The sequence below is a fragment of the Pseudomonas sp. MWU13-2100 genome (assembly GCF_023242365.1).
Taxonomy (GTDB): domain Bacteria; phylum Pseudomonadota; class Gammaproteobacteria; order Pseudomonadales; family Pseudomonadaceae; genus Aquipseudomonas.
Genome location: NZ_JALLIX010000017.1, coordinates 35,598 through 55,180 on the forward strand (window position 1 = coordinate 35,598; position 19,583 = coordinate 55,180).

Consider the following 19,583-nt stretch of genomic DNA (forward strand, 5'->3'; position numbering starts at 1 on the left):
TTGAATAAAGCCCAATCGCTCTCCATGCGCTACGACCCCCGTGAACTCACTGATGAGGAGTTGGTGGCGCGTGCGCATTCGGAGCTGTTCCATGTGACCCGCGCCTATGAAGAGTTGATGCGGCGCTATCAACGAACCTTGTTCAGCGTTTGTTCAAGATATTTAGGGAACGAACGCGATGCGGACGATGTCTGTCAAGAAGTGATGTTGAAGGTGCTGTATGGCCTCAAGAACTTTGAGGGTAAATCGAAGTTCAAGACATGGCTATATAGCATCACGTACAACGAATGTATTACGCAGTATCGCAAAGAGCGCCGAAAGCGGCGCTTGATGGATGCGTTGAGTCTCGACCCCCTCGAGGAAGCGTCGGAAGAGAAGACGCCGAAACCTGAGGAGAAGGGCGGACTGGATCGATGGTTAGTGCATGTGAACCCGATTGACCGGGAAATTCTGGTGCTACGATTTGTCGCAGAGCTGGAGTTTCAGGAGATCGCGGACATCATGCATATGGGCTTGAGCGCCACGAAAATGCGCTATAAGCGGGCCCTTGACAAATTGCGTGAGAAATTTGCGGGTATCGCTGAAACTTAGTTCAGCGCAAATGTCTCTTACGTGTAGGCAAGTTCTGCTACACTTGCCGCCGAGTTGTCCCCCGGTTTGTGGGACTGCTTTACAATCACCAGATGGGGATTTAACGGATGAAACTGAAAAACACCTTGGGCTTGGCCATTGGTTCTCTCATTGCCGCTACTTCGTTCGGCGCACTGGCACAAGGCCAAGGCGCGGTCGAAGGTGAAGCGTTCTGGGGCAAGACCTGGAACCACAGCGTCGATTCCTACCAGAACGGTCGCACTCCTGGCGTCTCGATCGGCTACTTCCTGACCGACGACGTTTCGGTGAACCTGACCTACCGTAAGGACGACTACACTCGTTCGAGCACCGACACTGGCAACCAGCGTATCCGCGGTGACCATTTCGGCCTGAAATCCCAGTACCACTTCGGTCAAGTCGGCGACATGTTCCGTCCTTATGTTGAAGGCGGCGTGTCCCACGGCAGCATGACCAACGTAGCTGCTGATGGCCACACTGGCCGTGACGGTTCGACCTACCTGACCACCGGTGCCGGTGTGAAGATGTACATCACCGACAACCTGTACGCTCGTGCCGGCGGTGAAGCTGACTACAAACTGGACAACGGTCGTTGGGACTACCAGGCTCTGATCGGCCTGGGCGTCAACTTCGGCGGCAGCGGCGGCAAAGTAGCTCCTGCTCCAGCTCCAGCTCCAGTGGAAGCGGCTCCAGCTCCAGTAGCTGAATCCGCTCCAGCTCCAGAAGTTGTCAAGGTTGAGCTGGACGTCAAGTTCGACTTCAACAAGGCCGTGGTCAAGCCTGGCAGCAAGGGCGACGTTAAGAACCTGGCTGACTTCATGAAGCAGTACCCACGTACTACTACCACCGTTGAAGGTCACACTGACAGCGTCGGTCCAGCTGCTTACAACCAGAAACTGTCCCAGCGTCGTGCTGACGCTGTGAAACAAGTTCTGGTCCAGGACGGCGTAGCTCCTAACCGTATCCAGTCGGTTGGCTACGGCAAATCCCGCCCAGTGGCTGACAACGCCACTGAAGCTGGTCGCGCGATCAACCGTCGCGTAGAAGCTAAAGTAGAAGCCCAAGCTCAGTAATTAGCTTGCGCTAAGAAAAAGCCCGGCTCAGGCCGGGCTTTTTTTCGCCTGCGATTTGAGTGCCGCGCCGCTATCGACCTGCGGCGGGGTGATTTCGGACAGCCCTTCATCAGATTTTCATCATGATTGGCTGGCGCCACCCGGCCATCATCGCACCGCTCAATAAGAACGAGACGGGGCGCAGCGTGCAGATTGATCAACTATCCGCGACCAGGTGTCCGGGCTATTTATGTGGCGAACAAGTCATACAGGTACAGGCGGGGGAGGCCGGCGTGTGCCTGGCCCATGACGAGGCGAACGTGTCCTGGTGCCTGCCGGGGCACTGGCAGGGTTTGCTGGTGGCGCGGGGCATGTTGCGGGTGATTGGCGGTGACCTGCTCAGCGAGCGCCCCGTGGAGGCGAGCCTGGTCAAGCTGCAGGTATTTATCGATCAGGGCATGAGCTTCGAGCGGGCGCGCTCGGCCGCCGCGCCCTGGGCGGTACTGCCCCTGGCCTCCGGGGTATCGGCCAGCAGGACTTTGCTGGAACCCTGGTACATCGGGTGCGCCTTGCGCGCCGATCCAGCCTATCAACGCTTTGCCGAAGTCCTGCGGCAAAGTCCGAACTACTGGCTGGTGCGTTTTCTTCTCGAGCAGGGCACCGCCAGCGAGAAGCTGATTGGCCTGGCCAAGCGCTATGGCGTGTCGGTCTCGCATTTTCGCCGCTTGTGCCATCAGGCCCTGGGCTGTGCGGCCAAGCCTGAGTTGCGTGACTGGCGCACGGCCAAGGCTCTGCTGAGCATGATCGGCAGCGAGTGTTCGCTGACCGATGTGGCGCTGGAGTTCGGTTATGCCTCTTCATCGCACTTTTCCAAAGAGGTCCGCGAACTGCTGGGCGTGGCCCCCAGTCGCCTCTGCGATATTCAGGCATCCATGGGTTCGATGATCTCGTGACAGTCAAGGCGTCAGTCACTGGCGTGTTCCTCGGGGGGTGTGGCGATGAGTAGCCCGAAAGAGGCGCTCAAGGAGATGAGCGAAACCGGTAACGAACAGGTGCAGGGGCTTTATGCCCACGCTTGTCAGTTCCAGGAGCAAGGACGCCTGGAGGAAGCGGAAAAACTCTTTCGTTTCCTGTGTATCTACGATTTTTACAACAGCCATTACTGGATGGGGTTGGCGGCGGTCTATCAGGTCTCCGGGCACTACCGCAAGGCGATCGAGCTGTACGCGGTAGCGTTTGCCCAGAACCGTGGCGACTACCGGCCGATGTTCTATACCGGCGAGTGCCAACTGGCGCTCGGCGCGCGCGCCAAGGCCCGGGATTGTTTTGACTATGTGCTCAGGCAGGCGGTTCACGGCGAACTGCCGCAACGCTCGCGAGCCTATCTAGAGGATCTGCAGTCGGACCCCATGCCGGCATGTTCCGGCACGCTTTGCGGGAAAATGAACCTATGAGCTACCTGGTTCCGGGGGAGTGTGACTACTTTATCGAGCAGCAGGTGATGGTGTTGCTGGCCGGGCATTTTTCAATGCCGCGCAGAAAGATCCGCTTCGAGTCGAAACTGTTCGAAGACCTGGGGGTCGGTGATACGGACCTTGTCGAGCTGGTTGAGCGGCTCAATGCGGCGTTTCATATCGCGCTGTCGGTCAGCGAGGTCGCGCGTTGGCGGACCGTGGCTGATCTGTGTCGTCTTGTAGGAAACGCCCGGGGAGAGGGCGAGGGGCGACGAAAACTCCTGCTTTGAGGTGCAGTTTGTATGAGGGAATCGGCCTTGGGTGCGTAGGTTTTTTCTGGCCTGCGGTCTTGTTGAATATTCCTTTTCCATGCGGGAAATGTCCTACCGACATGGCTCGATGCGAATTCCTATAGTCGTGACGTTCCTCGTGAATAAGCCCTTTTCCCGGGTTTATTTTTGAATGGTCGTACATCTCTGTAGAGGATTGCGTCGAGGTTATGGACAGCGCCACTGGAAAGACTCCGCGACAAACCTTCGTCTTTGGCCAATGGATATTGCAAAGCGATGGGAATCTGGTGAGATGCGGTCGGGATGTCCACCTGCCGCCCAAGGAGTTGCAGGTGTTGCGCCTGTTGCTGGGTTCGGCTGGGCGGCTAGTGACCAAGGATCGTCTGCTCGACAGCGTCTGGCCGGGCATGGACGCGGCCGAGGAATCGCTGACGCGCTGTATCTATGTGCTGCGCAAGTTGCTCGAGGAAAGCAAGGGCTACATTGCTACCGTCTACGGCAAGGGCTATCGCTTTACCGGCCCGGTGGTGCCGTTGCTACCCGTGCTGATCGAGCCGGCGGCCGTCTCGGCATTGGCGGCGGCGCCTGTTCGGTGCCTCGATGAAGGGCTGGCAGGGCGCGCGCAGGAGGCCGTGATCCGGCAACTGACGAATCTGTTGGGCGACAGGCTGAGCGTCTTGCCGGCGGAGTTGATGGCGGCCTGCTGCGAACCCTGGAGCGCGCTGCAACTGGCCGATACCTGGCTGGCCTTGTCGATGTTGGGGCTGTGTGATCGCGGCGCCGGGGTCGAACAGGCGCGGGCAGCGGTCGCCCGGGTCCTGGAGTTGGAAGCCGGCAATCACCAGGCGCTGGCCCGCCTGGCCCTGGTGACCAGCCTGCAAGGCTGCGCCGAGACGACCGCGTTGCCGCCTTGCGGATAAGCCGGGCTCGTGGTGTGCCTATGGTTTTTGCCGGGTCCCGGCTATAATCGCCGGCCTCTATCGCCGCCATTGAGTCAAGCCCGCCCATGTATAACCTGGCCCGCCAGCTGTTGTTCAAGTTCTCTCCGGAAGTCTCCCACGATTTGTCCCTGGACCTGATCGGCGCCGGCGGCCGCCTGGGGCTTAACAGCCTGTTGTGCAAGGCCCCGGCGTCGAGCCCGGTGACGGTCATGGGCCTGGATTTTCCCAACCCGGTGGGCCTGGCCGCGGGGCTGGACAAGAACGGCGCGGCCATCGATGGTTTTGCCCAACTGGGCTTCGGCTTCGTTGAAATCGGCACGGTGACGCCACGGCCGCAGCCGGGCAACCCGAAACCACGGATTTTCCGCCTGCCGCAAGCCGAAGCGATCATCAACCGCATGGGCTTCAACAACCTGGGGGTGGACAACCTGGTGTCACGGGTTCGCGCGGCGCGCTACAGCGGCATCCTTGGCATCAATATCGGCAAGAACTTCGACACGCCGGTGGAGCGCGCCGTCGATGACTACCTGATCTGCCTGGACAAGGTCTATGCCCATGCCAGCTATGTGACGGTCAACGTCAGCTCGCCGAACACCCCGGGCTTGCGCAGCCTGCAATTTGGCGATTCGCTCAAGCAACTGCTCGAGGCCCTGCGCGTGCGTCAGGCGCAGTTGGCCCAGCAGCATGGCAAATACGTGCCGTTGGCGATCAAGATCGCCCCGGACATGACCGATGAAGAAACCGTGCTGGTGGCCCAGGCGCTGCTGGAGTCGGGCATGGATGCGGTGATTGCCACCAACACCACCCTGAGTCGCGTCGGTGTCGAAGGCCTGGCCCATGGCGACGAGGCCGGTGGCCTGTCCGGTGCGCCGGTGCGCGAGAAGAGTACCCATACCGTCAAGGTGCTGGCTGCTGAGCTGGCCGGGCGGTTGCCGATCATCGCGGCCGGGGGGATCACCGAGGGCGAGCACGCGGCTGAGAAAATCGCCGCCGGGGCGAGCCTGGTGCAGCTGTATTCAGGGTTCATCTACAAGGGCCCGGCGCTGATTCGCCAGTCGGTGGATGCCATTGCGGCGTTGCGGCGCTAAACCTGCGGCATTAAAAAGGGCTCCGTAGGAGCCCCTGGGCCGAAGCCCGCCGCCCGGATGGGGCGTGCATGGTAAGTCGGTTGTTGCTCAAATTGTCATGTCGGAATGTGCCCTGATCAGCCGACAGCGTGAAGTTCGTTGAGTCTGTGGATTCCCGCAGTGCCGGTCATACCGTCCCAGTTGTCGCCGCGTCCTTCTCGCCAGCCATTGATCCAGGCTTGGCGTACCGACGGTAGAGTAAAGGGGCAAAGCTCGCGGGATTTGCCATGAACGCCGTATTGATATCCGCGTAAAAATGCTCTTTCCAACGGATCACGCTTAAGTCTTCTCATAGGGTGTTGCCCTCACTGGTTGACTGTTATATGTCCCGTCGACCTCTCGGCGAGGTCGGGCAGAATGCATCTGCCGTTGGTGCTCGCTGCCGGCGTGGCGAGCTCCGCCCTGGTGCGAAAAAGCCCTTGGGCGATTTCGCTGGTAGGGCGGGGTGTTGACGCCATTGCGACGTCAACCTGTGGTGAGTTCTAACCAATGCGCAGGGACGTGTGAATGATCGTTTTGTCATAAGGACGTAACGATAATGGTGTTAAGGCCATAAGGTATGATGGCCGTTGGCTCGAGTAGCAGGAGAAAATCCAGCTATGATCAGCCCTTAGATGAATGATGAGTTTCATTCTCTACTGCGAATGCCGACCTGTTGTGCTCAGGTATTATTCGACGAAGGGTCACGATGTGACTTTTTGTTACGAGAGTTTTTGTTAAAAAAGGTTTTTATTACGAGAGTTGAGCTGTCCAGGCATCAGAGTTCTTTCAACCCCCGGGTTGCAGGATCTGCCTGGGTGGACAGGCGCAATGGTGCGCCACACGAGCGCTCTTCAAGAAAAGCGCTTGATCGAAACCGAGCGGGCGATGCGTTTGCCCGTTCCTTGAAGGCTTGAAGCCCTGGAATTCCCATGTCGGATCGTTACGAACTCTTCCTCACTTGCCCTAAGGGCCTTGAAGGCCTGCTCATTGAGGAAGCCGTCGGGCTTGGCCTTGAGGAGGCGCGCGAGCACACCTCGGCCATTCGTGGCATGGCCGATATGGAGACCGCCTATCGCCTGTGTCTCTGGTCGCGACTGGCCAACCGCGTGCTGCTGGTGCTCAAGCGCTTTCCCATGAAGGACGCCGAGGACCTCTACCACGGCGTGCTTGACGTCGACTGGCAGGACCATATGGTCAGCGACGGGACCCTCGCCGTTGAGTTCAGCGGCCATGGCTCGGGCATCGACAACACCCATTTCGGCGCCTTGAAGGTCAAGGATGCGATTGTCGACAAGCTGCGCACCCCGACCGGCGAGCGCCCGTCCATCGACAAGATCAGTCCGGACCTGCGCATTCACCTGCGCCTGGACCGTGGCGAAGCGATCCTCTCCCTCGACCTGTCCGGTCACAGCCTGCATCAGCGTGGCTATCGTCTGCAGCAGGGCGCCGCGCCGCTGAAGGAAAACCTCGCCGCGGCGATCCTGATCCGTGCCGGCTGGCCTCGGATTGCCGCCGAAGGCGGGGCCCTGGCCGACCCGATGTGCGGTGTCGGGACCTTCCTGGTGGAAGCCGGGATGATCGCCGCCGATATGGCGCCCAACCTCAATCGTGTGCACTGGGGCTTCGATGCCTGGCTCGGTCACGTCCCGGCGCTGTGGAAAAAACTTCACGAAGAAGCCAGCGTCCGCGCCGAAGCCGGCTTGGCCAAGCCGCCACTGTGGATTCGTGGTTATGAAGCCGATCCACGACTGATCCAGCCCGCGCGCAACAACATCGAGCGCGCCGGCTTGAGCGAATGGATCAAGGTCTACCAGGGCGAAGTGGCGACCTTCGAGCCGCGCCCGGACCAGAACCAGAAAGGCCTGGTGATCTGCAACCCGCCCTATGGCGAACGCCTGGGCGATGAAGCCAGCCTGCTCTACCTCTACCAGAACCTCGGCGAGCGCCTGCGCCAGTCCTGCCTGAATTGGGAGGCGGCGGTGTTCACCGGTGCCCCGGACCTGGGCAAGCGCATGGGTATCCGCAGCCACAAGCAGTATTCGTTCTGGAACGGCGCCTTGCCGTGCAAGCTGTTGCTGATCAAGGTCGTGCCGGATCAGTTCGTCACCGGCGAACGGCGCACCCCGGAACAGCGCCAGATCGAACGCGAACAGGCCGAGGTCCTGGCGCAGGAAGTGGCTGAGGCACCGAAGTTCAACAAGAACGGTAATCCGATCAAGCCGGCACCGGCTCCCGCACCGGTGGTCGAGCAGGCCCGCCTGAGCGAAGGCGGGCAGATGTTCGCCAACCGGTTGCAGAAAAATCTCAAGCAGTTGGGCAAGTGGGCTCGACGCGAAGGCGTGGACTGCTATCGGGTGTATGACGCCGATATGCCGGAGTACTCGCTGGCCATCGACCTGTACCACGACTGGGTACATGTCCAGGAATACGCCGCGCCCAAGTCCATCGACCCGGAAAAGGCCCAGGCCCGCCTGTTCGATGCCCTGGCGGCGATTCCCCAGGCGTTGAACGTTGACAAGAGTCGCGTGATCATCAAACGCCGCGAGCGCCAGAGCGGTACCAAGCAATACGAGCGCCAGAGCGCCCAGGGCAAGTTCACCGAGGTCAACGAAGGTGGCGTGAAGTTGTTGGTCAACCTGACCGACTATCTCGATACCGGTCTGTTTCTCGACCACCGGCCGATGCGCCTGCGGATCCAGAAAGAGGCGGCCGGCAAGCGCTTCCTCAACCTGTTCTGCTACACCGCGACCGCCAGTGTGCATGCGGCCAAGGGCGGTGCGCGCACCACCACCAGCGTCGATCTGTCGAAAACCTACCTGGACTGGGCGCGGCGCAACCTGTCGCTCAATGGCTTCTCGGACAAGAACCGTCTGGAGCAGGGGGATGTGATGGCCTGGCTGGAGAGCAGTCGCGATGAGTTCGACCTGATCTTCATCGACCCGCCGACCTTCTCCAACTCCAAGCGCATGGAAGGCGTGTTCGACGTCCAGCGTGACCACGTGCAGTTGCTCGACCTGGCCGTGGCCCGCCTGGCTCCGGGCGGGGTGCTGTATTTCTCCAACAACTTCCGCAAGTTCCAGTTGGACGAGCACCTGGCGACACGTTATGCCGTCGAGGAAATCAGTGCCCAGACCCTGGACCCGGATTTCGCCCGTAACAGCAAGATCCACCGCGCCTGGAAAATCAGCGCCCGCTGATCACAACGGATCCCGGGCCCTGATGTTCAGGGCCCGGGTTATTCGTCCGTGCCGGCCACGTTGGGGTGGCGGTACAAGTCCAGCAATACCTGATCGAGCACCGACGAGGCACCCCAGGGTTTCGGGTCGTTGAGAATCGCCACCACCGCCCAGGTGGTGCCGTTGTCGTCGCGGCTGAAGCCGGCAATGGCGCGCACGGTGTTCAGGGTCCCGGTCTTAATATGCGCCTCGCCACGTATGGCCGTCTGCTTCAGGCGTTTGCGCATGGTGCCGTCGGTGCCGACGATCGGCAGCGAACTGATGAACTCCGCGGCATAGGGGCTCTTCCAGGCCGATTGCAGCATGCTCGCCATTTCCCGTGCGCTGACCCGCTCGGCACGGGACAGGCCCGAACCGTTCTCCATCACCAGGTGCGGCGCGATAATGCCTTTCTTCGCCAACCACTGGCGCACCACCCGCTGCGCCGCCTTGGCGTCATCGCCATCGGCGTCGTTGCGAAACTGCGCGCCCAGGCTCAGGAACAGTTGCTGGGCCATGGTGTTGTTACTGTACTTATTGATGTCGCGAATGATTTCCGTCAGGTCCGGCGAGTAGGCCCGGGCCAGCAGGCGGGCGCTCTTGGGCACCACGTCGGAGCGGTCCTTGCCATGGATGCTGCCGCCCAGTTCCTGCCAGATGGCGCGCACGGTGCCGGCGGCGTAGGTCGGGTGGTCGAGCAGCGACAGGTAGGTCTGCGAACTGCAGCCCTCGGCCAGTTGGCCGCTGACGGTGACCACGGTGGTGCCGTCGTCCTGGGTTACCGGGTTGTAGCGCACATCGCCGGCACACTGCTTGGCATTGACCACCTTGACCTGGTTGTCGATGCGGATGCTGGCGATCGGCGGTTCCACCGAGACCAGCACCTTGCCCGAGTCATTGCGGGCGACGAAGCGCAGCGCCTTGAGGTTGACCATCAGGGCGTCGGGCTTGACCAGGAATGGTTTGTTCTCGTCGTTGCCGTCGTCGTTGAATTCCGGCAGTTGCGGCTGGATGAAGAAGCTGCGGTCGAGGACCAGGTCACCGGTCACCTGGTTCACGCCGTTGGCGCGCAGGTCACGCATCAACAGCCAGAGCTTTTCCATGTTCAGCTTCGGGTCGCCGCCGCCCTTGAGGTACAGGTTGCCCTGCAGGACGCCGTTGCTCAGGGTGCCGTCGGTGTAGAACTCGGTTTTCCACTGGTGGTTGGGGCCGAGCATTTCCAGGGCGGCATAGGTGGTGATCAGTTTCATGGTCGAAGCCGGGTTCACTGATACGTCGGCGTTGACCGCGGTGGGCACGCCGGGGCCGTCGAGTGGCACCAGCATCAGGGACAGGGCGTCGTTTTGCAGCTTGCTGGCTCTGAGCGCCTGCTGGACCTTGGGAGGGAAGGTGGTATTGACGGGCGCCGCGTGGATGGGGACGGCCAGGGGCAGGAGAAGACCGGCGAGCAGCAGCGGACGTAAAGATTTGATCATATGAAATGGAACCCTACCGACGAGGGGAAAATACGAGGGCATGTCGACAAAAATCCCTCAATGGTCGTGAAAGTGTCGGCATTATGCCCCAAGGCAGTGAAGCTGGGGCCTTGGGCCGGCAGTGTATCGGCGATTTTTTTCCGCGGATCGACCAGGCGTCACCACAGACTCGGGCAATTGCAGCCTTAAACTGATAAAGTGCCGCCCGTTATTACTTTTGAGGATTGTTTCATGGCGACTAACCGTTCCCAGCGTCTGCGCAAAAAGCTGTGCGTCGATGAATTTCAGGAGTTGGGTTTCGAGCTGAACCTGGATTTCAAAGAAGACCTGAGTGAAGAGGCTATCGACGTTTTCCTCGACGCATTCCTGAAAGAAGCAATGGAAGCCAACGGTCTGGGCTATGTCGGCGGCGATGACTACGGTCTGGTTTGCCTGCAGAAGCGTGGCTCGGTCAGCGTTGAACAGCGCGCTAACGTTGAAGCCTGGCTCAAGACCCGCAGCGAACTGACTTCCGTTGAAGTCAGCCCGCTGATGGACGTCTGGTACCCGGAAAAGCCGATCAATCCGGTTGCCTGATTTCCCGGTAGGCAGATAAAAAAACGGACAAGCCTGGCTTGTCCGTTTTTTTATGCCTGGGATTCCATCAGTCGTAGATGGCTTTCTTCTTCCAGTCGGCGTCGGCTTCGACATCCTTCAGGCCCTGGGTCAGTTCGTTGACGTCTTCTTCTGTCGGCTTGATATTGGTGAGCACCATGGAGTTGGCACGGGCCAGCAGCTTTTCCATGAAGATCAGCTGTTCGTTGTAGACCGCCGGTTCAGGCTGCTTGCGCAGGTATTGCACGCCGCGTTCGAAGGCCAGGCGCGCCTGCCCGGGTTGTTCCTGTTGCAGGGCATGCTGGCCGAGGTTGTTGAAGAATTCGATATGCAGCAGCACGAGGATATGCCGCACTTCACGGATCCAGTGCTTGGCTTCGGTGGCGGGGAGGAAACCGTCCTGGGCCGCGCGAGTGATCTGGCCGTGGAGGGCTTCTAATAGGAAGCGTACGTCCTTGGCCTTGGCTTCGGTCTGGATCGGGCTGGGCGGATTGTTGACCGGGATCGATTCCCCCTGGCTGACCAGCGCCGTGAGCTCGCTTATCCGAGCCTTGAACTTGCTGCTGGTCCTTTCCATGTTCAACAGCCGCTGGTTCACGTTGAGTTCCAGGCGTGTCAGCAGCAGCTTGAGGGCCGGGGTCATCAATTGGCCGGGGAAGGTCTCGGTGATTTCGCCGCAGCGGCGCAGACGGTCATTGAGCTCGACCTTGAGTCGGGCCTTCTCCAGTTTGCGACTTTCCGCCATATGGTTGAGGAAGCCGATGGCGATCAGGAGAAAGATCCCGGCTGCGACCAGCAGGGTGATCATGAGTGGTGTCACCGTTAAGACCTCTTCAAGGTGTAATGCTAACGAGTGTAGTGGCTTGGCGTTATCGCCGATAGCGTTGAGCGACGCGTTGCAGGGCGTCAGGGATAGAGCACATCGCCACTATTTCCCGAGATCACTATAACGTCTTGTCGGGCGCCAGAATATAGGCGCCAAGGTGCAGACGCGAGGACCGCCGGCAAAGCTCCGAAAAGGGTGGCGAAGTCATTGATTTAAATAAATTTATCCTTGGGGGTTGACGACCCCTCGATCCATCCATAGAATGCGCGCCACTTGCAGCGTAAAGCACACAGCGAAGCGCGGCAGGGAGTGAATGTTGTAGTGTGTCCCCTTCGTCTAGTGGCCTAGGACACCGCCCTTTCACGGCGGTAACAGGGGTTCGAGTCCCCTAGGGGACGCCAATGCGGGAATAGCTCAGTTGGTAGAGCACGACCTTGCCAAGGTCGGGGTCGCGAGTTCGAGTCTCGTTTCCCGCTCCATTTTTAAACAGCACTGCTTTCGGGCGGGGCTGAGTGAAACCAGAACCGATCTCTTCGGAGTCGGCTTTGGGCACTGGAATACACACCATGTGTTTCAGTCAGCGTGTCCCCTTCGTCTAGTGGCCTAGGACACCGCCCTTTCACGGCGGTAACAGGGGTTCGAGTCCCCTAGGGGACGCCATTTGCGGGAATAGCTCAGTTGGTAGAGCACGACCTTGCCAAGGTCGGGGTCGCGAGTTCGAGTCTCGTTTCCCGCTCCATATTCAATGAAAACGCCGCTCAGTGATGAGCGGCGTTTTTGTTTGTGCGTTTTAAGTCACAACAGGTCGCACCCTGGCCGGGTCGGATAGAAGTGATCGCGCGCGTGAAAATCTCAAATAAATATAAAAAACTGTCATTTCTGACAGTGGTCAGGTATTTCGATAAAACAAAAGATACAAGCTCCTGTCAATCACAAAGGAGTTCTGATCATGGTCGATACAAACAAGCCATATGACACACCAAAAGAACCACCTAGCCCGTTTGGTGGTGATAACTCCACTCCGGAGAAGGTTGTGGGTGGAACGTCAGTCCAGTCGAGCAACACGAGGGCGGGGGCTCTGTATCAGTAGGTTCTTTAAAAGACGCCAATGCACGGTCGCGAGCCTTGTCGATTTGCGTTTTGGGATAGTGATGGGTGTCGTGATGGACGTGTCATCGATCTTCCACAACAGGGCGACCAAGGCGGCCTCAAAGGTCCAGTAACCGAAGTGGTCACCTCGTGCGCGGCTATGGCGCTCATGCCAGTAGCAACCCCGTGACCCGTCATACCACTGTTTGAGGTACTGCAACAGCCGCTGCTGTTGCTCGGAACGCCGAAGGTCAAGGCTTTCCAGCAAGCTGGCATAGGGCTGTGGGTGAATCGGCGGCTTGTCCGCGTCTGGCCGACCCGCTCAAAGAGTCGATGAAGCAGGGCGTCGTGGCCGCGTTCATCGTCCTGGTTGATCCAGTGCGGTAACTGCTCGACTCGCTGCGAATAGCCGAATAGGACCGCCAATGCCAATAGCCACAGGATGTACTGGTACTCGTCACGTACCCAGGGACGCAACTGCGCGTCGACTGCCGGGTAGAGGCGGCAGCGGGATACCGAAACGCGCGGGGGCTTTGATCTCGGCCAGGGCATGGATGAGCATGGGCTCGGGGCTGCCTAACGGCCGGCGAGTGTCGAGGGTTGGCGCCTTGGTACGTAAGCGATTTCATCAAGAAGCTGCATGATGCAGACCTGCTTCTTGACGATCCCAGCAAGGCGAAACCTGGCACTTACTTCCTGCAGGAGGGTGATATCTGGATGAGGCGCGCGCAGGTGGTCTATGTCTTGGCGCCAGATAATACATCAGGGCGAGGAGAAGAGGTATTTCGCGCCCTATTGGACAGAGCGTACACAGACACTGAGGGGCTTTTCAACTTATGGCTTGATTACTCAGTCGCTGATGTCATGTGCTATCTGGGCGAGCAGTGTCAACTATACAAACATGAACTTGATTGCCGGATTGACAGCGCGGGAATGTGTTCCGAGTGTCGAAGTTGAGCTCTGCGAACCCGTACGGGAGTTGATGACCATTGCATTGGCCCATGATATCGGGCCCGCAGTAATGCTTCAGTTCGCGGAGCTGATTCGTGCGGGTCATGATGTTGGTTTTGCGGTCGAGGAGATTGGTAGCGCCCTTCGATCATGAGCGAAGCGTTCCTAGGTTTATAAGGACAGCATAAGGCGCCCGGCAAACAGAATCAGCACCACGCCCATGGTGCGTTCGAACCAGTGGCCCATCTTCAGGAACGCCTGGCGGACCCGGTCGCTGGAAAACAGCAGGCTGACCAGGATGAACCACAGTGCGTTGACGCTGCACATCCACAGGCCGTAGAGCGCCTGGATTTCCAGCGGGGTCGAGGCGTTGACCACCGTGGTGAAGATCGCCAGGAAGAATAGGGTGGCCTTGGGGTTGGTGGCATTGGTCAGGAAGCCGACCATAAAGGCCTTGGCCGGGCTCTGTCGCGGAAGTTCATCGGCGGTCTGGCCGAAATCCGCGCGCGCCGCCCGGGCTTTGCTGCGCAGCAGGTTGATGCCCAGGTAGAGGATGTAACCGCCGCCGATCACCTTGGCCACGTTCAGCAGCCAGGGCGCGCTGTGCATCAGCGCGCCGACGCCGAGCAGGGTGTAGAGCACATGCACCGAGATTCCGGCGCCGATGCCGAGGGCGGTGACCACGCCGATCAGCCGGCCGAAGCGCACGCTCTGACGGATGGTCACGGCGAAATCCGGGCCAGGGGCGACCACGGCGAGAAAGTGAATCCCCGCCAGGGCGAGGAACTCGTTCAGATAGTGGGGATTCATAGTGATTCCGGGGTGAATGATCGTCGGGTCGGGTGGGTGTCGCCAGTATAAAAAGACTGTTAGCCTGTGATAATCCGATCAAAAATCAATGGACCTGTGCGTTATGAGCATAAATCCGCCGCTGGCGTTGCTGAGCGAAATGGCGATTTTCGTCAAGGTGGTCGAGACCGGCAGCTTTTCGGAAGCGGCGCGCCAGCTCGGTTCATCGCCGTCGGCGGTGAGTCGCTCGATTTCCCGCTTGGAAAAGGCCCTGGCGACCCGGCTGCTGCAGCGCACCACCCGTAAATTGCGGCTGAGCGACAGTGGTGAGGAGACTTTCAAGCGTTGCCGGGAGATGGTCAGCGCAGCCCGTTCGGTGATGGAGATCAGCGGTCAGTACACCCAGGAGGCCCAAGGGCTGGTGCGGGTCAGCGTGCCCAAGGCGGTGGGGCGTTTTGTCGTGCACCCGCATATGCCGGAGTTTCTGCGGTGTTATCCCCAGGTGGATATACAGATGATTCTCGAAGATCGGCCGGTCGATCTGATCGAGGACAATGTCGACCTGATCCTGCGTATTACCGACCATCCGCCGGTCGGGCTGGTGGGGCGGCAGTTGATGCCGATCGAACATCTGCTCTGCGCGACGCCCCAGTACCTGGCCGAACACGGCACGCCGCAGCACCCCCATGACTTGCTGGAGCACAGTTGCATCTATCTGGGGGACACGCCCAATGACGCGCGCTGGAAGTTCAGGCAGGGCGGCAAGTCGGTGACCGTCGGGGTACGCGGGCGCTATGCGGCCAACCACACCGGGGTGCGGCTGGATGCGGTGTTGCAGCATATCGGCATTGGCAGCCTGCCGTATTTCACGGCGCGGCATGCCCTGGAGCAGGGCTTGATCGTCCAGGTGCTGCCGGCCTGGACTTTCCTGGCGTCCTATCACGGCGGCCTTTGGCTGCTGTATACGCCGACGCCCTACCTGTCGCCGAAGTTGCGGGTGTTTATCGACTACCTGGTGGAGCGCCTGGCCCGGGAGCCGACATTGCGCAAGGCGTTGTCGGCATGGGACGCGTGACTGCCGCACAAAACTTGTAGATGCCGGCTTGCCGGCGATGGCGTCGGGATAGACAAGGCAAGGCTCAAGGGCCTCATCGCCGCAAGCTGGCTCCCACAAAGGCCGCGCTCAGCCTGGGGGAGCGCTTTGTATCAGTGCTTGCTGTCCTGGGTCGAGAGCGCCAGCAACTGCTTTTCCTGGTTCCAGTCGAACGGCTCGTCGTTCAGTTCGGCTTCATAGCGGCGTTCTTCCAGCGCCTGGTACAGCTCCAGTTCGTCATCCGGCATGTAATGCAGGCAGTCACCGCCAAAGAACCACAGCAGGTCGCGTGGCACCAGGTGGGCAATCTGCGGATAACGCTGGATTACCTGGCACAGCAGGTCCTGGCCCAGGTACTGGCTTTCCACCGGTTCGACCGGCAGTTGCGCGCGCAACTCGTCGAAACGTTCGAGGAACAGTGCATGACTTTCTTCGGGGACCTGCTCGGCTTCGCCAACGGCGACCAGAATGCTGCGCAGGTGGTCGAGCAGGACCAGGTGATCGGCAACGAGGTTGGACATGACAGGGGGCCTCAAGGGTAAAACGGGCGCGAGAGTATAAGGCTCTCGGCGCCCGTTGTCGTGTCAGGCTATCTACCCAGCCGACCTGGCGGTGCTGGGCCCCTAGCGAACCTTGCCTTTACCTGGGCGCAGTTGTTCCTTGCTGAAATCGTCCACGTTGATGACCTTGCGCCGCGCCGCTTCCGCCTGGCGCAGGGTTTCGGCTTCGGCGGGCTGCAATACACCGGCCTCCAGGGCCGCATCGATGGCCGACTCCTCGGCACCTGGCTTGACCTGGCCACTCTTGAGCGCGCTGTGCAGTTTTTTCTGTAGCCCATGGCTGGCAGCCAACAGGTCGTAGGCGTGTTGCAGGGCGCCGACCGGATCGTTCGCCGATTGCGGGCGGTAGCAGCCTTCGAGCACGGCTTCCAGCGCCGGATCACCTTTGGCCCGACCGAGCACGGCGGCGACTTCGGCATCCAATGCGTCGGAAGGGCCGGTATGCCGACGCCCGAACGGAAACACCAGCACTCGCAACAAGCAGCCGAGGATGCGGTTCGGGAAATTTTTCAGCAATTCGTCCAGGGCCCGTTCCGACTGCCCGAGGCTCTCTTCCATGGCCCAGGCGAATAGCGGTTGCAGATAGTCCGGGGAGTCCAGGTCGTGGTAACGCTTGAGCGCCGCCGACGCCAGGTACAGGTGGCTGAGTACATCCCCCAGGCGTGCCGACAGCCGTTCGCGGCGCTTCAGTTCGCCGCCCAGCAGCATCATGCACAGGTCCGCCAGCAGGGCGAAGGCCGCCGCCTGGCGATTCAGCGCGCGGAAATAGCCCTGGCTCAGGCGATTGCCCGGCGTTGCTTCGAAATGCCCGAGCCCGAGGTTCAGGACCAGGGTGCTGGCGGCATTGCCGACGGCAAAGCCGATGTGATCAAGCAGCAGCTTGTCGAACTCCAGCAGTGCCTGGTCGTGATCCTCGCGGGCGGCCAGAGCCATTTCCTTGAGGACGAAGGGGTGGCAGCGAATCGCGCCCTGGCCGAAGATCATCAGGTTGCGCGACAGGATATTCGCCCCTTCCACCGTGATGAAGATCGGCGCGCCTTGCCAGCTGCGGCCCAGGTAGTTGTTCGGGCCCATGATGATGCCCTTGCCGCCGTGCACGTCCATGGCGTGGCCGATGCACTCGCGACCGCGTTCGGTCAGGTGATACTTGAGAATCGCCGAGAGCACCGAGGGTTTCTCGCCGAGGTCGATGGCATTGGCCGTGAGCATTCGCGCACTGTCCATCAGCCAGGCGTTGCCGCCGATACGGGCGAGGGCTTCCTGGATACCTTCGAAGGCGGCCAGCGGGACGTTGAACTGTTCGCGGACCTGGCTGTACTGGCCGGTCACCAGGCTGGTGAACTTGGCCGCGCCGGTGCCCACCGCCGGCAGGGAGATCGAGCGGCCCACCGACAGGCAGTTCATCAGCATCATCCAGCCTTTGCCGAGCATGTCCTGGCCGCCAATCAGGAGCGACAGCGGGATGAACACGTCCTTGCCCGAGTTCGGGCCGTTCATGAAGGCGGCGCCGAGGGGCAGGTGACGCCGGCCGATCTCGACCCCCGGGGTGTCGGTGGGAATCAGCGCGAGGCTGATGCCCAGGTCTTCCTCTTCGCCCAGCAGATGCTCCGGGTCATGGGCCTTGAAGGCCAGCCCGAGCAAAGTCGCCACCGGGCCCAGGGTGATGTAGCGTTTTTCCCAGTTCAGGCGTAGGCCGAGGACTTCCTCGCCTTGCCATTGGCCCTTGCAGATAACCCCGGTGTCCGGCATGGAACCGGCATCGGAGCCGGCCAGCGGACCGGTCAGGGCAAAACACGGGATATCGTCGCCACGGGCCAGGCGGGGCAGGTAGTGGTTGCGTTGCTCGTCGGTACCGTAATGCAGCAGCAATTCGGCCGGGCCGAGGGAATTGGGCACCATCACGGTGGAGGCGAGGTCGCCGCTACGGGTCGCCAGTTTCATCGCCACCTGGGAGTGGGCATAGGCGGAAAAGCCCTTGCCGCCGAACTCCTTGGGGATGATCAGGGCAAAGAAACCGTGCTCTTTGATATGCGCCCAGGCTTCGGGCGGCAGGTCCATGGCCTGGCCGATCTGCCAGTCGCTGACCATGGCGCAGAGCGCTTCGGTCGGACCGTCGATAAACGCCTGTTCCTCCTCGGTCAACCGCGCCTTGGGGTAGGCCAGCAGCTTGTTCCAGTCCGGACGTCCGCTGAACAGCTCGCCATCCCACCAGACGGTGCCGGCGTCGATGGCATCGCGCTCGGTCTCGGACATCGGCGGCAGGACTTTACGGAACCAGGCGAACAGTGGGGCGGTGAACAGTTTGCGGCGCAGATCGGGCAGCAGCAGCGCCGCCGCGACAACCGCGAGCAACACCCACAGCACCAGCATCAGGCTGCCCGGCGCATGGCCGAACCGGCCCATCGCAACGAGGTAGACGGCGACTATGCCGAGTACGGGAAGCGGAGCGACTCGGCGATGCGCCAGCCAGGCGACGCCGATCACCAGTACCAGTATCCACAACAGCAGCATATTCAATCCTCCTTAAAGACAGCGCCAAGGTACCGATTGAGCTTAGTCGGCATCCGGTAAACAGGGCATGGGGCTGTGTGTCGAAATCTGTAGGCACATGTTTACAAGTGCAATGGCCCGGGCAACCTGGTCCAAAAGTGAGCAGGCTATCGATAGTGACCGTCCTCTCTCGGTGGAGTTCGCCGATTTCGTCACGGCCCGCGTTGCGACGGGCTTCATCCACTCTGCTACTTTCCTCGTGTGCAAGGATTTGAGCCCGGGGCGTTCACGCGTAGACTGCGTCGGCATTTATCCATAGAGAGGCTGTCATGCTGAAGATCTGGGGTAGGAAAAATTCGTCGAACGTCAGGAAAGCCTTGTGGTGTGCCGAGGAACTTGGCCTGCCTTACGCGTCTCTGGATGCCGGCGGAGCGTTCGGTGTGGTGGATACACCCGAATATCGTGCGAAAAACCCTAACAAGCTGGTGCCGATGATCGAGGACGGTGATTTTGTCCTCTGGGAATCGAACAGCATCGTGCGCTACCTGACCGCCAAGCATGCCGCCGGGTCCAACTGGTTCTCCAATGATCTGCAGGCGCGGGCCAAGGCGGACAAGTGGATGGACTGGACCACCTCGTCCTTTGCCGCGCCGTTTCGCGCAGTGTTCTGGGGCGTATTGCGCACTCCTGCCGAGCAGCAGGATTGGGCCGCGATCAACGCTTCGTTGAACATTTGCGCCGACCTGCTGCAACGGGTCGATGCGGCGCTGGCCGAGCAGCCCTACCTGTCGGGCGAGGAGATCGGCATGGGTGATATTCCCCTCGGCAGCTTTATCTATGCCTGGTTTGAAATGCCGATCGAGCGTCCATCGATGCCCCATTTGAGTGCCTGGTACGAACGCTTGAAACAACGCCCGGCCTATCAGCGTGCGGTTATGACCGCGTTGACTTAATAGCCACTATTAACGTCGGTTGCTGTACTTGTGCGGCGAGCCCAAGCACCATGGTCCCGGTTCGCCGCCGTTGTATTCAAAACGGCGTGGCCT

At 60.4% G+C, this 19,583-nt stretch carries 18 protein-coding genes and 4 tRNA genes; 15 read left to right on the forward strand and 7 right to left on the reverse strand.

The window, feature by feature from the left end; all coding sequences use genetic code 11:
• The 7 genes from sigX (at window position 1) to M5B99_RS14075 (ending at window position 5,434) form a co-directional block, all read left to right on the forward strand.
• Entirely contained in the window at window positions 1–591 is a 591-nt protein-coding gene (gene sigX / locus M5B99_RS14045) for an RNA polymerase sigma factor SigX (protein WP_100940799.1), read from the forward strand.
• A 107-nt stretch (window positions 592–698) separates the two neighbouring features.
• Window positions 699–1,682 carry an OmpA family protein gene (locus tag M5B99_RS14050; RefSeq protein WP_248804585.1) on the forward strand — a complete coding sequence of 328 codons (984 nt, stop codon included), beginning with the start codon at window positions 699–701 and terminating at the stop codon, window positions 1,680–1,682.
• 122 nt (window positions 1,683–1,804) lie between these two features.
• Window positions 1,805–2,614, forward strand: coding sequence for a helix-turn-helix domain-containing protein (locus M5B99_RS14055; RefSeq protein ID WP_318654570.1), 810 nt, complete (start codon window positions 1,805–1,807; stop codon window positions 2,612–2,614).
• Window positions 2,615–2,659: 45 nt separating this feature from the next.
• The gene (locus M5B99_RS14060) at window positions 2,660–3,115 is read left to right on the forward strand and encodes a SycD/LcrH family type III secretion system chaperone (RefSeq protein ID WP_248804586.1); all 456 of its coding nucleotides are present in this window, start codon (window positions 2,660–2,662) and stop codon (window positions 3,113–3,115) included.
• A complete protein-coding gene (locus M5B99_RS14065; protein WP_248804587.1) occupies window positions 3,112–3,405 on the forward strand; it encodes an acyl carrier protein in 294 nt (97 codons plus the stop codon). The genes M5B99_RS14060 and M5B99_RS14065 overlap by 4 nt, the downstream gene beginning before the upstream one ends.
• A gap of 287 nt (window positions 3,406–3,692) precedes the next feature.
• A complete protein-coding gene (locus M5B99_RS14070; protein ID WP_248804588.1) occupies window positions 3,693–4,325 on the forward strand; it encodes a winged helix-turn-helix domain-containing protein in 633 nt (210 codons plus the stop codon).
• An 86-nt stretch (window positions 4,326–4,411) separates the two neighbouring features.
• Window positions 4,412–5,434 carry a quinone-dependent dihydroorotate dehydrogenase gene (locus M5B99_RS14075; RefSeq protein ID WP_248804589.1) on the forward strand — a complete coding sequence of 341 codons (1,023 nt, stop codon included), beginning with the start codon at window positions 4,412–4,414 and terminating at the stop codon, window positions 5,432–5,434.
• 116 nt (window positions 5,435–5,550) lie between these two features.
• On the opposite strand, the gene rmf is transcribed toward M5B99_RS14075, so the two are convergent.
• Complete coding sequence (rmf, locus tag M5B99_RS14080) at window positions 5,551–5,766, reverse strand: ribosome modulation factor (RefSeq protein ID WP_002553055.1); 216 nt, start codon at window positions 5,764–5,766, stop codon at window positions 5,551–5,553.
• Between the two features lie 618 nt (window positions 5,767–6,384).
• On the opposite strand from rmf, the gene rlmKL reads away from it, so the two are divergent.
• The gene (gene rlmKL / locus M5B99_RS14085; RefSeq protein WP_248804590.1) at window positions 6,385–8,652 is read left to right on the forward strand and encodes a bifunctional 23S rRNA (guanine(2069)-N(7))-methyltransferase RlmK/23S rRNA (guanine(2445)-N(2))-methyltransferase RlmL; all 2,268 of its coding nucleotides are present in this window, start codon (window positions 6,385–6,387) and stop codon (window positions 8,650–8,652) included.
• Between the two features lie 38 nt (window positions 8,653–8,690).
• Here the strand turns inward: rlmKL and dacB are convergent, their stop codons facing one another.
• The gene (gene dacB, locus M5B99_RS14090; protein WP_248804591.1) at window positions 8,691–10,145 is read right to left on the reverse strand and encodes a D-alanyl-D-alanine carboxypeptidase/D-alanyl-D-alanine-endopeptidase; all 1,455 of its coding nucleotides are present in this window, start codon (window positions 10,143–10,145) and stop codon (window positions 8,691–8,693) included.
• Between the two features lie 231 nt (window positions 10,146–10,376).
• Here dacB and M5B99_RS14095 point away from each other — a divergent pair, with 231 nt between their 5' ends.
• Entirely contained in the window at window positions 10,377–10,721 is a 345-nt protein-coding gene (locus M5B99_RS14095) for a YggL family protein (RefSeq protein ID WP_248804592.1), read from the forward strand.
• Window positions 10,722–10,788: 67 nt separating this feature from the next.
• Here the strand turns inward: M5B99_RS14095 and M5B99_RS14100 are convergent, their stop codons facing one another.
• Window positions 10,789–11,547 (reverse strand): hypothetical protein, encoded by a 759-nt coding sequence (locus M5B99_RS14100; RefSeq protein ID WP_248804593.1) that lies wholly within the window; start codon window positions 11,545–11,547, stop codon window positions 10,789–10,791.
• Window positions 11,548–11,890: 343 nt separating this feature from the next.
• Here M5B99_RS14100 and M5B99_RS14105 point away from each other — a divergent pair.
• The 4 genes from M5B99_RS14105 to M5B99_RS14120 all read left to right on the forward strand — a co-directional run bounded on the left by M5B99_RS14105 (window position 11,891) and on the right by M5B99_RS14120 (window position 12,304).
• Window positions 11,891–11,966 (forward strand) — tRNA-Glu (locus M5B99_RS14105).
• Between the two features lie 2 nt (window positions 11,967–11,968).
• Window positions 11,969–12,044 (forward strand) — tRNA-Gly (locus tag M5B99_RS14110).
• Window positions 12,045–12,149: 105 nt separating this feature from the next.
• Window positions 12,150–12,225 (forward strand) — tRNA-Glu (locus tag M5B99_RS14115).
• 3 nt (window positions 12,226–12,228) lie between these two features.
• A tRNA-Gly gene (locus M5B99_RS14120) sits at window positions 12,229–12,304 on the forward strand.
• Between the two features lie 306 nt (window positions 12,305–12,610).
• Here the strand turns inward: M5B99_RS14120 and M5B99_RS30255 are convergent.
• Window positions 12,611–12,946: a PoNe immunity protein domain-containing protein gene (locus tag M5B99_RS30255; RefSeq protein WP_412548733.1), complete on the reverse strand. Its 336-nt coding sequence runs from the start codon at window positions 12,944–12,946 to the stop codon at window positions 12,611–12,613.
• A gap of 830 nt (window positions 12,947–13,776) precedes the next feature.
• A complete protein-coding gene (locus tag M5B99_RS14125) occupies window positions 13,777–14,415 on the reverse strand; it encodes a LysE family translocator (protein WP_248804594.1) in 639 nt (212 codons plus the stop codon).
• A 103-nt stretch (window positions 14,416–14,518) separates the two neighbouring features.
• Between M5B99_RS14125 and M5B99_RS14130 the strand changes: the two genes are divergently transcribed.
• Window positions 14,519–15,469 carry a LysR family transcriptional regulator gene (locus tag M5B99_RS14130; RefSeq protein ID WP_248804595.1) on the forward strand — a complete coding sequence of 317 codons (951 nt, stop codon included), beginning with the start codon at window positions 14,519–14,521 and terminating at the stop codon, window positions 15,467–15,469.
• A 131-nt stretch (window positions 15,470–15,600) separates the two neighbouring features.
• Here M5B99_RS14130 and M5B99_RS14135 read toward each other — a convergent pair whose 3' ends face one another.
• Together M5B99_RS14135 and M5B99_RS14140 are read right to left on the reverse strand one after the other, a co-directional pair.
• Window positions 15,601–16,008, reverse strand: a complete 408-nt coding sequence (locus M5B99_RS14135) for a PA2817 family protein (RefSeq protein ID WP_248804596.1) — start codon at window positions 16,006–16,008, stop codon at window positions 15,601–15,603.
• A 102-nt stretch (window positions 16,009–16,110) separates the two neighbouring features.
• Complete coding sequence (locus M5B99_RS14140) at window positions 16,111–18,558, reverse strand: acyl-CoA dehydrogenase (RefSeq protein WP_248804597.1); 2,448 nt, start codon at window positions 18,556–18,558, stop codon at window positions 16,111–16,113.
• A 308-nt stretch (window positions 18,559–18,866) separates the two neighbouring features.
• On the opposite strand from M5B99_RS14140, the gene M5B99_RS14145 reads away from it, so the two are divergent.
• On the forward strand, window positions 18,867–19,490 hold the full coding sequence (locus M5B99_RS14145; protein ID WP_248804598.1) for a glutathione S-transferase: 624 nt from the start codon (window positions 18,867–18,869) through the stop codon (window positions 19,488–19,490).
• Window positions 19,491–19,583 lie beyond the last annotated feature (93 nt).

Excerpts from the sequence above, each read along its gene's own strand:
- M5B99_RS14050 (WP_248804585.1), top strand. The coding sequence starts at position 699 with ATGAAACTGAAAAACACCTTGGGCTTGGCCATTGGTTCTCTCATTGCC.
- M5B99_RS14055 (WP_318654570.1), top strand. The coding sequence starts at position 1,805 with ATGATTGGCTGGCGCCACCCGGCCATCATCGCACCGCTCAATAAGAAC.
- M5B99_RS14060 (WP_248804586.1), top strand. The coding sequence starts at position 2,660 with ATGAGTAGCCCGAAAGAGGCGCTCAAGGAGATGAGCGAAACCGGTAAC.
- M5B99_RS14065 (WP_248804587.1), top strand. The coding sequence starts at position 3,112 with ATGAGCTACCTGGTTCCGGGGGAGTGTGACTACTTTATCGAGCAGCAG.
- M5B99_RS14075 (WP_248804589.1), top strand. The coding sequence starts at position 4,412 with ATGTATAACCTGGCCCGCCAGCTGTTGTTCAAGTTCTCTCCGGAAGTC.
- rmf (WP_002553055.1), bottom strand. The coding sequence starts at position 5,766 with ATGAGAAGACTTAAGCGTGATCCGTTGGAAAGAGCATTTTTACGCGGA.
- rlmKL (WP_248804590.1), top strand. The coding sequence starts at position 6,385 with ATGTCGGATCGTTACGAACTCTTCCTCACTTGCCCTAAGGGCCTTGAA.
- dacB (WP_248804591.1), bottom strand. The coding sequence starts at position 10,145 with ATGATCAAATCTTTACGTCCGCTGCTGCTCGCCGGTCTTCTCCTGCCC.
- M5B99_RS14095 (WP_248804592.1), top strand. The coding sequence starts at position 10,377 with ATGGCGACTAACCGTTCCCAGCGTCTGCGCAAAAAGCTGTGCGTCGAT.
- M5B99_RS14100 (WP_248804593.1), bottom strand. The coding sequence starts at position 11,547 with ATGATCACCCTGCTGGTCGCAGCCGGGATCTTTCTCCTGATCGCCATC.
- M5B99_RS14125 (WP_248804594.1), bottom strand. The coding sequence starts at position 14,415 with ATGAATCCCCACTATCTGAACGAGTTCCTCGCCCTGGCGGGGATTCAC.
- M5B99_RS14130 (WP_248804595.1), top strand. The coding sequence starts at position 14,519 with ATGAGCATAAATCCGCCGCTGGCGTTGCTGAGCGAAATGGCGATTTTC.
- M5B99_RS14135 (WP_248804596.1), bottom strand. The coding sequence starts at position 16,008 with ATGTCCAACCTCGTTGCCGATCACCTGGTCCTGCTCGACCACCTGCGC.
- M5B99_RS14140 (WP_248804597.1), bottom strand. The coding sequence starts at position 18,558 with ATGCTGCTGTTGTGGATACTGGTACTGGTGATCGGCGTCGCCTGGCTG.
- M5B99_RS14145 (WP_248804598.1), top strand. The coding sequence starts at position 18,867 with ATGCTGAAGATCTGGGGTAGGAAAAATTCGTCGAACGTCAGGAAAGCC.